Source organism: Geopsychrobacter electrodiphilus DSM 16401, assembly GCF_000384395.1.
Classification (GTDB): domain Bacteria; phylum Desulfobacterota; class Desulfuromonadia; order Desulfuromonadales; family Geopsychrobacteraceae; genus Geopsychrobacter; species Geopsychrobacter electrodiphilus.
The window spans coordinates 1,445,792-1,459,265 of record NZ_ARWE01000001.1 but is presented as its reverse complement, the minus strand read 5'-3'; the positions used below and the strand labels follow the sequence as shown (position 1 = coordinate 1,459,265).

Genomic DNA, 13,474 nt, shown 5'->3' with positions numbered 1-13,474 from the left:
ATTTTAATCTTTCTTTACACCTTCGAGCGCCTGTTGTTGAAGCTGTGCGGCGTTTATACGATGGTTATTCACGAGGATTTTGCGCAGATCAAGCAAAAACAGAAGCTTCCCCTTATGGCGACAAACACCTGGGAAAAATTCACTGTCGGCTCTAGCCATATAATATGGTGCAGGTTGTATTTCATCTCTCCAAAAAGTAACGACCTCCGTCACCGCATCAACCTTCAGACCGATGATCCGCCCATCAACCGCACAGATAATAATCCGCTCATGAGGTTCGGAACATGGCTCAATTCCAAAACGACGGCGCAGATCAAGAATTGGAATCACTGCCTTGCGCAGAGTAATGACACCCTCTACATAATCAGGGGCGCGCGGGACCGGAATAATCGGCAAGGGCCTGATAATTTCACGAATCACCAAGATATCCAAGGCATAAAAAGCTGACCCTACGCGCAAGCAGGCCAGCTTAATTTCCTTATCCGCTGCCCCCTCATTTACTGGTGGCAGAAATCTCAAGTTCAACTTTTTTTGCCCACCAACTGCTCAATAATGTCGATCACCATGGCAGATTTAAACGGTTTGGTTATGTAGTGATCGGCTCCGACCTCTTCTCCGCGCGCAAGATCTTCAGGTGTCTTTTTGGCAGTCAACAAAACAACCGGGATTCCCCGCGTAGCGGGATCATTTTTTAGTCGCTGACAAACCTCAAAGCCATCCATTTTGGGCAACATGACGTCTAACAGAATCAGGTCAGGATGCTCCTCATTGACCGCTTCCAAAGCGGACAAACCGGAGGTCACTCCCTGAACAAGATAACCCTTGGTTGTCAGTAAAATGCTCTCGAGCTTCAACAAGCTCTCTTCATCTTCGACGATCAATATTTTTTTTTGCATTTTAACAGCGCCCTCCACACTTTGTTGTCAGAACTGTCTGTTTGACAGAACGGTAGATATCAACTTGAAAAAAGAGACTTAGTTAGTCAGGCCTTTTTCAATGTCTATAACCTTTTCGGGATGTAGCTGTATAAGGCTGCGTCCGTGCTTACGCCCGATGCCAGAAATAAATGCCGTTGCCGGGTTATCGCCGAAAAACTGTGGCTTTTCTATTTCATCAGCCGAGAGGCGTACAACTTGTGAAATTCGGTCGACCAGCAACCCTACACGCTGCTCCCTCCCTTCACAAACCACTATCCTCTTCAGATCAATATCGTCATATCCTTCATGCACAAGCCCGAGTCGACTGACCAGGTCAACCACCGGTATCACTTCTCCCCGCAGGGTAATTATGCCACAGACATATTCCGGGACATAAGGCAGCTCGGTTAAAGTTCGAGGTTTTATAAGTTCAGAAACAACTTCAATATCAAGTGCATATTCCTCTTTACCAAGATAGAACCCAAGCCACTGAATCTGAGAAGCTTCATCAACCGAAATCGTATCGGTCAACGTCTGAGTGTACTCCTCTTCAGTAGAAACTTTCTCAACCCCCATCTCACTCCAGAAGTGATCGAGAACTTGCTGAGCAAATGGCTGCACCTGAGTTTCACTCTGAATCGGAATCAGAGCGTTCTGCAGTGGGATACTTTTGCTCACGATCGGGCTTTGCGTGCGCGCTTTTTTTCTGATTTCCGCAAGATCCATTTTGCAAATCCAAAGTAGCTTAAGATAGATATGACCCTGTCTATTGTCCGGCAAAGTATAGCAGAACATAGGACGGCCAAACTAAAAAACTCTAAATCCCCGACAATTCTGCAGCAACCTCAGCGATAATTGACGCGTCGACCTGAGCTTGTTCGCGGCCGAATGCCTCCAACAATGCGAGAGAGGCTGCTTGATTAATTCGACGCGGCACGCCCCCTGAAAAACGATATAAGGCAATGACCGCATCCTCTAAAAAAATATCTGTGACACATCCAGCACAAGAGAGCCGATGACGTATATAGGCCGCTGTTTCTTCCAGGCTGAGCGGTCCCACCTTATATTGTAAGCCGATTCTTTGGCGTAAGGGCTCATACGCAGGATGTGAAAGGCGCAGGCGTAACTCAGGTTGCCCTAAAAATATAACTGACAACAGGTTGCCATCATCCAATTGAAAGTTGGTCAATAAACGAATCTCTTCAAAGGTGTCGCGATGCGGAATCAGATGTGCTTCATCGATTATCAGGACCGGCAATCGCCCCTGGTGAAAAAGATCAAAAAGGATCTGTTCAATCTGCCCAAGAAGACCAAGGCGATCTTTTGCGGGAGTCTCAACACCGAACCCAAATGCAACACTATAAAGCAGTTCGAGCGGAGAAAGGCGAGGGTTCGTCACCAGGGCGACTCTGGCTGTATCGCCAAGCTCATCAAGCAACGCACGTGACAGCGTCGTCTTCCCACATCCGATATCTCCGGTCAACAGGATTATTTCGCGCTCTTCAACGGCGTGAAGCAGGCGGGCAAGAGCTTCACGATGACTCCGTGAAGGATAGAGATAAAGGGGGTCTGGTGTCTTACTGAAAGGACGCTCCCTGAAATTAAAGAATTCTTTATACATGAGTGCTGCCGTCCCCCCTCAAGGAGTCGGTTATCAGACTGCTGACATCAAGCACCAGTACTGTTTTTTGATTACCGAGATCGGCAGCACCGGCAATCCCCTTAACAAACGAGAGCGATTTCCCCAGAGATTTGATCACAACATCCTGCTGACCACGCAATTCTTCAACCACAATTCCGATCCGGCGGTCGGCAAAACCAGTCACGACGATAAATGCACCCTGCTTGCTGGTTTCTTGGTCCAGACCGAATAGCCGATTCAGCCGCAACAGCGGCAAAGTTTGCTGGCGTAATTCGATGACTTCCTGCCCATCAATCGTCTTAATCATTCCCGGCTCCAGGAGCAGAGTCTCAAGAACAGACGTCAAAGGGATCGCGTAATCCCGACGCTGGATGCGCACAACCAGTGCCTTGATGATCGCCAGTGTAATCGGCAGGGTTAAGCTGATCAGGGTGCCTTTTCCATAAACGCTATCGATATCAATAATGCCTGAGAGTGAGGAGATGTTATTTTTGACGACGTCCATACCAACCCCGCGGCCTGAATATTCACTGACCTCCTCCCGTGTTGAAAAACCGGGATGAAAAAGTAAACCGAAGAGGTCCTGTCGCGTGAAATGTCCATCAGGATCAATCAGCCCATTGCTGATCCCTTTTCGGCGCAAGACTTCTGGATCGATCCCCTTCCCGTCATCGCTGATTTCAAGAACTACGTGATTGCCACGCTGAGTAGCGCGCAATTCGATACAACCCACCTCAGGTTTCCCTGCGGCAAGCCGTTCGGACGTCGGTTCAATCCCGTGGTCGAGAGAATTGCGGATGATGTGCATCAATGGATCCGCCAGATCTTCGGCGATCAGTTTGTCAAATTCAGTGTCCGCACCAAAAGTTTTGAGTTCGACTTTTTTACCCAACTCCTGAGCCATACGCCGGACTATCCGCCCCATTTTGTCAAACAACTGGCGAACCGGAACCATCCGCACGTCCATCACGGCCTTCTGCAATTCGGCGAGGCGACGATCAAAAGCATGAGCTGCCTTGGCCAAGTCTCGTGACTGGGCGAGACCTGCCGCTGAAAGTTCGCCGACGACCTGGGCTATACTCCCCTTAACCAGCCCTAACTCGCCGACAAGGTTCATCAAGGTGTCCAATTTACCAATATCAACCCGAACCGAATGGCTGACTGACCGTACTGAAGGATCCTCGCTGACAGGAAACATGGGAACAGTCCGTTCAGTTGACTTCCCGGTGTCAAGAACCGGCCCAGCGGTTGAAACAGCTCTGGCTTCAGCGATAATGTCAAATTGGCACTCCTTCAGTGCAGCACGATTCGTGAGTTCTTTAAGGGTATTTTTAGTCGCAAAAAGGATGCGAAAGGCAAGGCGGCTCGGATCGTTATTTGAAGCGCCCGGCAAAGTACTGACAACCTCACCAAGATGCTTAAACTCTGAAATAATTTCTGAGAGTTCGCTGTCGAAACTATCGAGCGGAAACGAAATATTCGCCAGCAACATAAGCTTCCCTTGACTCAGGTTTTCCTGCAAGCGATGCTCTTCGTATTCGGTCAAAACATTCAGCAGAGACTGATCGAGATTAAGCGCTTCAAGTGTGAAGGCGTGACCCTTTCCTTGCCCGGACAGCAGGTTTTCAATTCGTTGAATATAGGGATTGACGTCGATCGTGAAATTCGGGTCATCTGACTTTCCCCGGACGAGAGAACCTACACCCTCAATAGTATCAAACAACAGGTCAAGTAGAATGCCGTTAAGCGAAACCTTGCCGAGACGTAACTTGTCGAGCAATGTTTCAAGGTGGTGGGCAATCTCGGCGATATCAGTAAACCCGAACATACCGGCCAGCCCCTTCATCGAGTGGGCATCACGGAATATCCCATTGAGAAGATCTGGATTGACGTCTCCAAGCTCAATCCCATCGCCCAAAATCGCGAGATCCTGGCTCAATTTTTCAAGCAACTCCTCCGCTTCCGCAAGGAATTCATCTACAGCCTGCTGTTTACCCATAGACAACTTCCACTCAGTCAAGCAAATGGCGAACAACCTGCTGCAACTCTTCAGGCTGAAAGGGTTTGATCAGATAAGCATTCGCACCGAGTGCCAGGCCTTTTTCGCGGTCCCGTTCACTACCTTCGGTACTGATGATAATAACGGGTGTCTGCTGATACAGGGGATTGGTGCGACAGAAGCTAACCAGATCAAGACCATTGATATCGGGCATATTGATATCAGTGATAATCAGATCGACCTTCTCCCGAGGCAAAGCACGCAGGGCCTCAAACCCATTACACGCCTCAACGACTTCAAAGCACTGCATCTCCTCTAGAGTTGAAACTATCAAGCCGCGCATCGCTGCAGAATCTTCTGTCACCAGAATTTTTTTCAACACATCACTCCCGCATCGCACTAGAAATCCAAGGCATAAAAATCACTAAATCGAATTGAATCATGTATCCCGCCTCTCCAGCAGGACCTTTTCCATGGCCATCCCGGCTTGCGAAAGAAAAATTTCGAAAGCCTCAATATCGCCGACTGACCTCAATTCTGGCAAATTATCGCCGTAAAGCACGGCCACAACCTTCCCTCCACTGACCAGAGGGCCGACAAACACCTCAGGAGCAACAACTCCTCCTAATTGATTCCGCAATTTTATTTCCGAAGCACTCTGTCCCAACCGACCTCGAAATGCGCATTTCTGATTCAGAACCCGACCAAAGAGAGAGTCAGAATCAATTGTGAGTCGCAGACTGCGTACCATCCTGTCGGCATTTTTGGTCGTTTCATCCAGTCCGAATTGACCAATACCGATGAGTTCATTCCCCTTTACATCAAAGATCACTGCGCGATTCAACAGCTCACTGGCAAAACGCAGAATCAACAGAATAACCCCACCGCACAGAAGCGGATTAACCAGCTCTTGCAGCATGCCCTTAAGGAGATGAAGACCGGGAGAACCCTCTTTCTCGGGACCTTCTCTCTGGTCGACGCGATCAAAGTCATCAACCAGATCACGACCAATATCAAAATCAGCTGTTTTCTGAGGTGGTCGATAGCCCCTCGTGATTAAATGCCGATCGACTTCAAATAACAGGTTTTTAAGGATCTCAACCCCTCGTTCTTCACGAATTTCGATTTTCTTTGGCTTACGTAAAACGACAGTAACTCCAAGCTCTTTCGCTTTTTTTTCCGCCTCGGCATTGGGGTGGTCAGTCATTAAAATCATCGGCAGAGTTGGATATTCCTCTGCAATAATCTCCATAACTTCAAGACCACCCAAGATGCCATTGCCATCCAACCTTGGCATAATTAAATCGATTAGTAAGGCCGGATTTCTCCCGATTTTACATTTGTCCGCACAGGCATTAACCAGGTCAGAAATCAACGCAAAAACTTCAACCTCAAACCCGGCCCGAATAAAGGCTTTTTGTAACACCGATCGAGTCGGGTCATCATCATCTATGATGAAGAGCGGACCGCTTTCACCCGCGAAATGTGGTCGAGCCTCTTGAACTACATGACCGCCAGATTGAGCCAGCTCGACATTTAAATCTATGTCTGTCTCAGCGGCAACCAGACGTCCTTCGGCAAGTAACCGACGACCTTCAGAAACCAACCATTGTGGATTCAGCCCATTCTCAAGAGTAAAATCACTAAAAGGCAAGGGAGTCAAGCTAGGGAAATTTGACTCATCGAGTTGAAAATCGAAAGTCCCTTCCAACCAGCCGAAAAAATTATAAACGATCCGTTCAACCTGGGCCTTAATGATGGCCTCTATTTTTTCGGAAGCGATTTGGCCGTTCGACACAAGAATCGAGCCTAAGGTTCGTTGCTTCAAGGTCGCCTGCTCGGCAAGAGCAAGCTCCAGAGCTTCGGGCTTCAGGAACTTATGTTTGAGCAGAAGGCTGCCCAGACTGGACTGAAAAAGACTGGAAGTGGCCTGCACGACCAACCCATCAGTAAAGGAGACAGTTCCTTGGCGCTGACCACAGGTCAGGGTAAGAAACCCGGATTTTTTACTGAGGTTGACAATCTGCAGAATATCGCCGAGGCCCAGATCCTCAAGGTTGCCTACCAAACTCATTGGATAATCATCCTAGAATCCATGCGAAGTTAACTGAACCTGTTGAAAAAGCTAGCTTAAAATACCGAAGAAGCAATCAGCAGTAAAGATTATTATTAAATGCTCATTTTTTATCACGGCCACGAAACTTTATCCAAAGCGGAACACCTTCAAAACCGAAAGCCTCCCGAAAAGCATTCTGCAGATAACGTTCGTAGGAGAAATGGATATCATCCGGGCAATTGGTAAAGATCATAAACGTGGGTGGACGAACCATGGTCTGGGTCGCATAGTAGAGCTTAATCCGTCGACCACTGACCATCGCTGGCGGATGGCGGGCGACGACCTCTTCGAGGACTGAATTCAGTTCAGAAGTCGTGACCCTGCGATTAAATTCACCATTGACGCGCGCGACAGTCGGCATAATTTTATCGACACGCTGACCGGTCAAAGCCGAAATAAAGAGAACCGGCGCAAAAGGTAGATATTTGAAACGATAGCGCACATCCTCAAGATAGCGCTTCATGGAGTTGGTATCCTTGTCCGGGATATCCCATTTATTCACCACCAGAATCAACGCCCGCCCACGTTCGTACGCATAACCTGCGACCGCAAGGTCCTGATCCGTGACACCCTCCTCTGCATCAATCAACATCAATACCACATGGGCTCGATCCATCGCCTTCAGCGCCTGAACTGCACTGTATTTTTCAAGAGTCTGGCTGACGCGTCCCTTGCGCCTTATCCCGGCCGTATCGATAAGAACATAGCGTTGCCCCTCAAAGTCAAACGGTGTATCAACACTGTCACGTGTGGTACCTGCGGTCGGATTGGCAACCACGCGCTCAAACCCGAGCAGACGATTGACCAGCGACGATTTTCCAACATTCGGTCGCCCAATGACAGCCAGCCGGACCTCACCCTCAGTTTCCGGCAGAGGATTCTCCGGCAGGAGATCCATCACTTCATCGAGCAGTTCACCGACTCCGCGGCCGTGTGCAGAAGAAATCGTGTGGATCTGCTCAACACCAAGGGCATAAAATTCGGCAGTAGCAGTCTCTTGTTTATCTCCATCAACCTTGTTGATGACAAAGAACACCGGTTTCCTGACTTTACGCAACAACTGAGCGACTTCGATGTCAGACGGAGTTAAACCATCCCGCACATCCATGAGCATAATGACGACATCGGCCTCTTCCACAGCCAGTTGTGACTGCTCACGCATCTGTGATAAGAGTTGATCGGTGCTGGCAGGCTCAAAACCGCCGGTATCGATTAACAAAAATGGCTTATCATAACGCGTGATTTCAGCATAGTTCCTATCACGCGTGACCCCGGCAAAGTCTTCGACAATCGCCTTGCGTTGTCCGAGAATCCGATTAAACAACGTCGACTTACCAACATTAGGGCGACCGACGATAGCGACAACAGGCAACATCAGGTAGGGGTATCCTTATTCATAATGTGTTCTTAAATACTCTATAAAGGGAAAAGCGCAAGAGTTAAACGATACAGCCAGAGGACAAACATTTTATGTTGGGCTTATTCGTAGCCGAGTTCGCGCAACATACGATCGCTCTGGCTCCAATTTTCATCAACTCGTACAAAGAGTTCTAAAAATACTCGGGTACCGAGAAAACGTTCGACCTCGATCCTGGCGTCCTGCCCCAAATCGCGGATCATCCGCCCCTGCTTCCCGACCAGAATCCGTTTATGACTCTCTCGCTCTACGTGGATCATCGCCTGGATAACGACGAGATTCTTTTCAGGTTTCTCGGTAAAGGTTTCGACCTGCACCGCGACCCCATAAGGAATCTCTTCCCGGGTCCGCCGCATGATTTTTTCACGAATCATCTCGGCAACAATAAAACGCTCCGGGAGATCGGTGATGATATCATCCGGGTAATAGCGAGGACCCGGCGTCAAGAAAGGCTCAGCCTCTTTTAATAGACGATCAACGCCGTTGCCTGTTTTAGCGGACAGCGGGATTACAGCATGAAATTCGTGCAATTGCGAAAAGTTATCAATTAATTTCAAAAGTTTCGGCGGATCAACCAGATCAATTTTATTAATCACCAACACAACCGGCACTGCCGATTTTTTGAGTATATTCAGCACAAACTCATCACCGCCACCCGCCATCGATGTTGCTTCAACAAGAAACAGAACCAGATCGATGTCACTACAAGCGGCTATCGCCTGATCAACCATAAACTGGTTAAGCTTCCCCTGGGGTTTATGAATCCCCGGGGTATCGATAAACAGAATTTGGCCCCCGTCCAGATTATGAATCCCCAAAATCCGGTTTCGTGTAGTCTGAGGTTTATTTGAAGTAATCGTAATTTTCTGCCCGAGAATTTTGTTGAGCAGGGTTGATTTCCCGACATTGGGTCGGCCTACCAGCGAAACAAAACCGCTGCGAAAAGTTTGTTGTTCAGTCATCTATCTCCTCCAGTCCGACCACAAAACTGTGCAGCAATGCTTCGGATGCGGCGTTCTGTTCCGCCTGTTTTTTGCTACTACCTTCGCCACAACCCAACTCTCGCCCATCGAAACTGACCTGGATGGTAAATACCCGTCCATGATCCGGGCCATCGATCTGAATCAACTGGTACTCCGGCAGTCGTCCAAAACGCGCCTGCAGATTCTCTTGCAGTGCCGTTTTATAGTCGGTGCCATAACGGAGATTGGCCGATCTTTCAAGGTCTGGAGTAAACACTTTTTTGACAAGTTGACAAGCGGCCAAAAATCCACCCTCGAGAAAAACTGCCCCGATCAAGGCCTCAAGGGCATCGGAGAGCAGACTCGCCTTGGACCGACCTCCACACTTCTCTTCACCGCGACCCAGACGTAAACCCGGCCCCAGGTTTAAACGCACAGCAATACGATTTAACCCCTTTTCGCAAACCACTTCTGCGCGAATACGGGTGAGACCCCCTTCAGGGATATCAGGGTACATTCGATAGATCAGATCACTGACGGCAAGTTCAAGCACCGCGTCACCGAGAAATTCAAGACGTTCGTTGTGCCCAACATCCGACTCTCGACATTCATTGCTGTAAGACTTATGAGTCAGTGCCTGAACGGGAAGGTCGGGATTAAGGAAGGTGTAACCAAGATCCAGTTGCAACTTTTCCATTAAAAATTCAGACATTTTTATACGCCAGGTTCCTTTTCCGCAAGGAGTTCCCGCAGATAAATAATCGACGAAGCATAACGAAAATCCCTTTCATATTCAAACATATTAGCTCATTTTGAGCACATATTTAACGCTTTTAATTCCCAACCGTCTTCAAGCTTGCCAACACTGGATACGCATGCTAGTCTCGCGTCAATCATCTGACGCTGGAGCCCGTATGCCACAATCAACCCAAATTCTTCTAATCGATGATGAAAAAGAGAGTTGTCTTGCGCTTTCGACCTTACTACGACAGGTCGGATACGCTGTTGCCTCAACCCATAGCGGTGAAGCAGCTTTCGAAATCCTGCAAAATCAGAACTTCGACCTGATTATCAGTGATCTCTTTCTGCCTGGTGTCAGCGGCATCGACATCCTCAAAAAGGTTAAGGAGAGTTCACCCCGCACCTGCTTCATCCTGATCACCGGCAACGCCTCAGCCGAAACTGCGGTCGAAGCAATGAAAGAAGGCGCCTTCGACTACGTTACCAAACCCTTCAACTTCGAAAAGCTCAAACTTCAGGTCTCCAAGGCACTGGAGAAGAGTCAACTTCTGGCCGAAAACCTGTATCTGCGTCAACAACTTCACGGTCGTTATCGCTTCGACAACATTATCGGCAGCAGTCTGCCGATGCAAAAAGTCTTTACCCGCATGGAAAAGGTCGCTTCTACGGATTCAACCATTCTGGTTCTTGGTGCTTCGGGCACAGGTAAAGAATTAGTCGCCAAGGCGATCCACTACAACAGCCATCGCCGCGATAAACCCTTTGTTGCCATCAACTGTGGCGCAATTCCGGCAGACCTGCTCGAATCAGAACTCTTCGGACACGTCAAGGGCGCCTTCACCAGCGCCATCGCCGACAAGCCCGGCAAATTTGAAATCGCTAACGGCGGCACCATCTTTCTGGATGAAATCGGCAATATGCCGCTACAACTCCAGATGAAAATGTTGCGTGTGTTGCAGGAGTACGAGTTTGAGCGGGTTGGCTCAACCAAGAAAATCCGCCTCAATGTCCGGCTGATCTCTGCAACCAACGCCGACATCCTTAAAGAGATTTCCAATGGCAACTTTCGCGAAGACCTCTACTATCGCCTCAACGTCATCCCCATCACCCTCCCCCCACTGAGTGAACGTAGGGGTGATATCCCGCTTTTGACGCGCTACTTTCTAGAAAAAATCTGTCACGAGATGAATCGCCCCCTCATGCCTACCAGCAAGGACGCGATGCGCGCACTTGAGGCTTATCACTGGCCCGGCAATGTTCGCGAGATGGAGAATGTCATAGAAAGGACCGTGGCTCTTGCCGACGGCGACATTATCGAACTGAATGACCTGCCGCCGAACATTGCCGAGAATGATAACATTCATCCATCGCTGGCAACCCAACTCCCTGCTGGCGGCACCGATATGGCAGCGGTCATTGCCGATATCGAACGTCAAATGATCCGTCAGGCGATGGCGCGCGCGGGAGGGGTTAAAGCCCGAGCTGCCGAACTTCTCCGTATTAACCGCACTACCCTGGTCGAAAAAATCAAACGCTTGAAAATCTAAACACCTGCCAGCAAATTCAAAAGCAAAAAACATTCGCCGAACAATAAAAAAATAAAAGGACCAGACGTATACCGTCCGGCCCTGGTGATCGAACCTGGTTGACCCTTGACTTACTTGCGTTTTTCCATCTTTTTGCGTTCATTAGCATCAAGATAACGCTTACGCATGCGGATCGATTTCGGGGTAACTTCGACCAGCTCATCATCCGCAATAAATTCAAGCGCTTGCTCCAGAGTGAGAATGCGCGGCGGAATAATGCGGATCGCTTCGTCAGTCCCCGAAGAGCGGACGTTGGTCAGTTTTTTCCCACGGTTACAGTTAACTACCAGATCGCTCTCTTTGGCATGCTGACCGATAATCATGCCGTCATAAAACTGCACACCGGGACCAACAAACAAAATACCACGCTCCTGGATATTAAATAGAGCGTAAGCCACAGTTTCACCAGAGTCCATCGCAATCAACACGCCGTTTTTACGCCCTTCGATTGCACCTTTGTAAGGGGCATACTCGTGAAATACATGATTAAGCACCCCGGTACCACGGGTATCGGTCATAAATTCGGTTCGATAGCCGATCAACCCACGGGACGGGATAATAAATTCGAGGCGATTCACCCCTTCCATCGCGGTCATCGAAGACATCTCGGCTTTCCGCTTGCCAAGTTTTTCAATGACGGTCCCCTGATGTTCCTCAGGGACGTCGATGGTCAGATATTCCATCGGCTCACAGCGTACGCCATCAATTTCACGAAAGATAACTTCTGGCTTGGAGACAGCCAGCTCGAAGCCCTCCCGCCGCATGTTTTCGATCAAAATCGACAGGTGTAATTCTCCTCGCCCGCTGACCTTGAAGGTGTCGGTATTGTCGGTATCTTCAACCTTAAGCGCCACGTTGGTACGTAGTTCCCTGTGCAGACGATCACGGATATTCCGCGAAGTGACGTACTTCCCTTCCTTCCCTGCAAAGGGGGAAGAGTTGACGATAAAGTTCATCGACAATGTCGGCTCATCAATCGCCACATAGGGGAGAGCAATCGGGGTCTCAGCCGAAGCCAGGGTCTCACCGATGCCCAACTCCTCAAATCCGGCGATGGTCACTATATCACCAGCAAAGGCAGACTCGATCTCAATCTGCTGCAGACCCTGATAGCCGAGCAGTTTACTGATGCGTCCCTGTGAGATCTTGCCATTGCGGTCGATATGCGCCACCGTCTGACCAGACTTGACAATACCATTGGAAATTTTACCAGTGGCAGTACGGCCAATAAATTTATTGTAATCGATATTCGAAACCAGCATCTGAAAAGGCGCGGTGGTATCGCCTTCCGGAGGATCAACCCGGTCACGGATGACATCAAAGAGCGGCTGCAGATCTGAGGATTCATCCACCAGTTCCGTTTTGGCGATACCGAACTTGGCGCTAGCATAGACGATCGGAAAATCGAGTTGCTTCTCATTGGCGTTGAGTTCGCAGAAGAGGTCGAAGACCATATCAACAACCTGGGTTGGACGTGCACCGGGGCGATCGATCTTGTTGATCACAACAATCGGCTTAAGACCGAGCTCGAGGCTTTTCTTCAACACAAAACGAGTTTGCGGCATCGGGCCGTCGAAGGCGTCGACCAGCAGCAGGACCGAATCGACCATCTTCAAGATCCGCTCAACTTCACCCCCGAAGTCGGCGTGACCCGGGGTATCGACGATGTTGATCTTAAGTCCATCTCGCTGCACGGACAGATTTTTGGCCAGAATGGTAATACCCCGTTCTTTTTCAAGATCGTTGCTGTCCATCACACGCTCAGTGATGACCTGATGTTCACGAAACACCCCAGATTGAACCAACATGGCATCAACCAGGGTGGTCTTACCGTGGTCAACGTGGGCGATAATTGCGATGTTACGAATTGCTTGCGGCATGAGCTAAACCCTTTATAAATCGTTAGTGACCTGGCCCCACGTGTGCGAGAAGCAGACTGATCGGGTCAGGCTTTGCAAAACCGTATAATGTTATCAAATATCTAGCCTAAAGCCAAGAAAATACGTATGTCTCAAAAAACTATTCTGCCTTACCCGCGCCGTTTCGCTTTCATCCAACTTGACAGGCTTATATAGATTTGCCTATTTTCATACA

12 protein-coding genes are annotated in these 13,474 nt (G+C 49.0%); 1 reads left to right on the top strand and 11 read right to left on the bottom strand.

Features of this window, described 5'->3' with window-relative positions:
* Positions 1-3: 3 nt before the first annotated feature.
* From D888_RS20905 to rnc, 10 genes are all read right to left on the bottom strand, one after another.
* Positions 4-459, bottom strand: a complete 456-nt coding sequence (locus tag D888_RS20905; protein ID WP_281169678.1) for a chemotaxis protein CheW — start codon at positions 457-459, stop codon at positions 4-6.
* A gap of 62 nt (positions 460-521) precedes the next feature.
* Positions 522-896 carry a response regulator transcription factor gene (locus tag D888_RS0106880; RefSeq protein ID WP_020675815.1) on the bottom strand — a complete coding sequence of 125 codons (375 nt, stop codon included), beginning with the start codon at positions 894-896 and terminating at the stop codon, positions 522-524.
* Between the two features lie 78 nt (positions 897-974).
* Positions 975-1,643: a chemotaxis protein CheW gene (locus D888_RS20900; RefSeq protein WP_020675814.1), complete on the bottom strand. Its 669-nt coding sequence runs from the start codon at positions 1,641-1,643 to the stop codon at positions 975-977.
* A 91-nt stretch (positions 1,644-1,734) separates the two neighbouring features.
* Positions 1,735-2,538: an ExeA family protein gene (locus tag D888_RS0106870; protein ID WP_020675813.1), complete on the bottom strand. Its 804-nt coding sequence runs from the start codon at positions 2,536-2,538 to the stop codon at positions 1,735-1,737.
* Positions 2,531-4,558 carry a chemotaxis protein CheA gene (locus D888_RS0106865; protein WP_020675812.1) on the bottom strand — a complete coding sequence of 676 codons (2,028 nt, stop codon included), beginning with the start codon at positions 4,556-4,558 and terminating at the stop codon, positions 2,531-2,533. The genes D888_RS0106870 and D888_RS0106865 overlap by 8 nt, the downstream gene beginning before the upstream one ends.
* A 13-nt stretch (positions 4,559-4,571) precedes the next feature.
* A complete protein-coding gene (locus tag D888_RS0106860) occupies positions 4,572-4,937 on the bottom strand; it encodes a response regulator (protein WP_020675811.1) in 366 nt (121 codons plus the stop codon).
* 60 nt (positions 4,938-4,997) lie between these two features.
* On the bottom strand, positions 4,998-6,632 hold the full coding sequence (locus tag D888_RS0106855; RefSeq protein WP_020675810.1) for a response regulator: 1,635 nt from the start codon (positions 6,630-6,632) through the stop codon (positions 4,998-5,000).
* Between the two features lie 103 nt (positions 6,633-6,735).
* Complete coding sequence (gene der, locus D888_RS0106850) at positions 6,736-8,049, bottom strand: ribosome biogenesis GTPase Der (protein ID WP_020675809.1); 1,314 nt, start codon at positions 8,047-8,049, stop codon at positions 6,736-6,738.
* A 104-nt stretch (positions 8,050-8,153) separates the two neighbouring features.
* The gene (era, locus tag D888_RS0106845; RefSeq protein ID WP_020675808.1) at positions 8,154-9,053 is read right to left on the bottom strand and encodes a GTPase Era; all 900 of its coding nucleotides are present in this window, start codon (positions 9,051-9,053) and stop codon (positions 8,154-8,156) included.
* Complete coding sequence (rnc, locus tag D888_RS20895) at positions 9,046-9,765, bottom strand: ribonuclease III (RefSeq protein WP_020675807.1); 720 nt, start codon at positions 9,763-9,765, stop codon at positions 9,046-9,048. Before rnc ends, era begins: the two co-directional genes overlap by 8 nt.
* A 202-nt stretch (positions 9,766-9,967) precedes the next feature.
* Between rnc and D888_RS0106835 the strand changes: the two genes are divergently transcribed.
* Entirely contained in the window at positions 9,968-11,341 is a 1,374-nt protein-coding gene (locus D888_RS0106835; protein WP_020675806.1) for a sigma-54-dependent transcriptional regulator, read from the top strand.
* A gap of 110 nt (positions 11,342-11,451) precedes the next feature.
* Here D888_RS0106835 and typA read toward each other — a convergent pair whose 3' ends face one another.
* Positions 11,452-13,260: a translational GTPase TypA gene (gene typA, locus D888_RS0106830; protein WP_020675805.1), complete on the bottom strand. Its 1,809-nt coding sequence runs from the start codon at positions 13,258-13,260 to the stop codon at positions 11,452-11,454.
* Between the last annotated feature and the right edge of the window lie 214 nt (positions 13,261-13,474).

What these genes read in the sequence shown, in the direction of transcription:
- D888_RS0106880 (WP_020675815.1), bottom strand. Translation starts at nt 896, where the DNA reads ATGCAAAAAAAAATATTGATCGTCGAAGATGAAGAGAGCTTGTTGAAG.
- D888_RS20900 (WP_020675814.1), bottom strand. Translation starts at nt 1,643, where the DNA reads ATGGATCTTGCGGAAATCAGAAAAAAAGCGCGCACGCAAAGCCCGATC.
- D888_RS0106870 (WP_020675813.1), bottom strand. Translation starts at nt 2,538, where the DNA reads ATGTATAAAGAATTCTTTAATTTCAGGGAGCGTCCTTTCAGTAAGACA.
- D888_RS0106865 (WP_020675812.1), bottom strand. Translation starts at nt 4,558, where the DNA reads ATGGGTAAACAGCAGGCTGTAGATGAATTCCTTGCGGAAGCGGAGGAG.
- D888_RS0106855 (WP_020675810.1), bottom strand. Translation starts at nt 6,632, where the DNA reads ATGAGTTTGGTAGGCAACCTTGAGGATCTGGGCCTCGGCGATATTCTG.
- der (WP_020675809.1), bottom strand. Translation starts at nt 8,049, where the DNA reads ATGTTGCCTGTTGTCGCTATCGTCGGTCGCCCTAATGTTGGTAAGTCG.
- era (WP_020675808.1), bottom strand. Translation starts at nt 9,053, where the DNA reads ATGACTGAACAACAAACTTTTCGCAGCGGTTTTGTTTCGCTGGTAGGC.
- rnc (WP_020675807.1), bottom strand. Translation starts at nt 9,765, where the DNA reads ATGTCTGAATTTTTAATGGAAAAGTTGCAACTGGATCTTGGTTACACC.
- D888_RS0106835 (WP_020675806.1), top strand. Translation starts at nt 9,968, where the DNA reads ATGCCACAATCAACCCAAATTCTTCTAATCGATGATGAAAAAGAGAGT.
- typA (WP_020675805.1), bottom strand. Translation starts at nt 13,260, where the DNA reads ATGCCGCAAGCAATTCGTAACATCGCAATTATCGCCCACGTTGACCAC.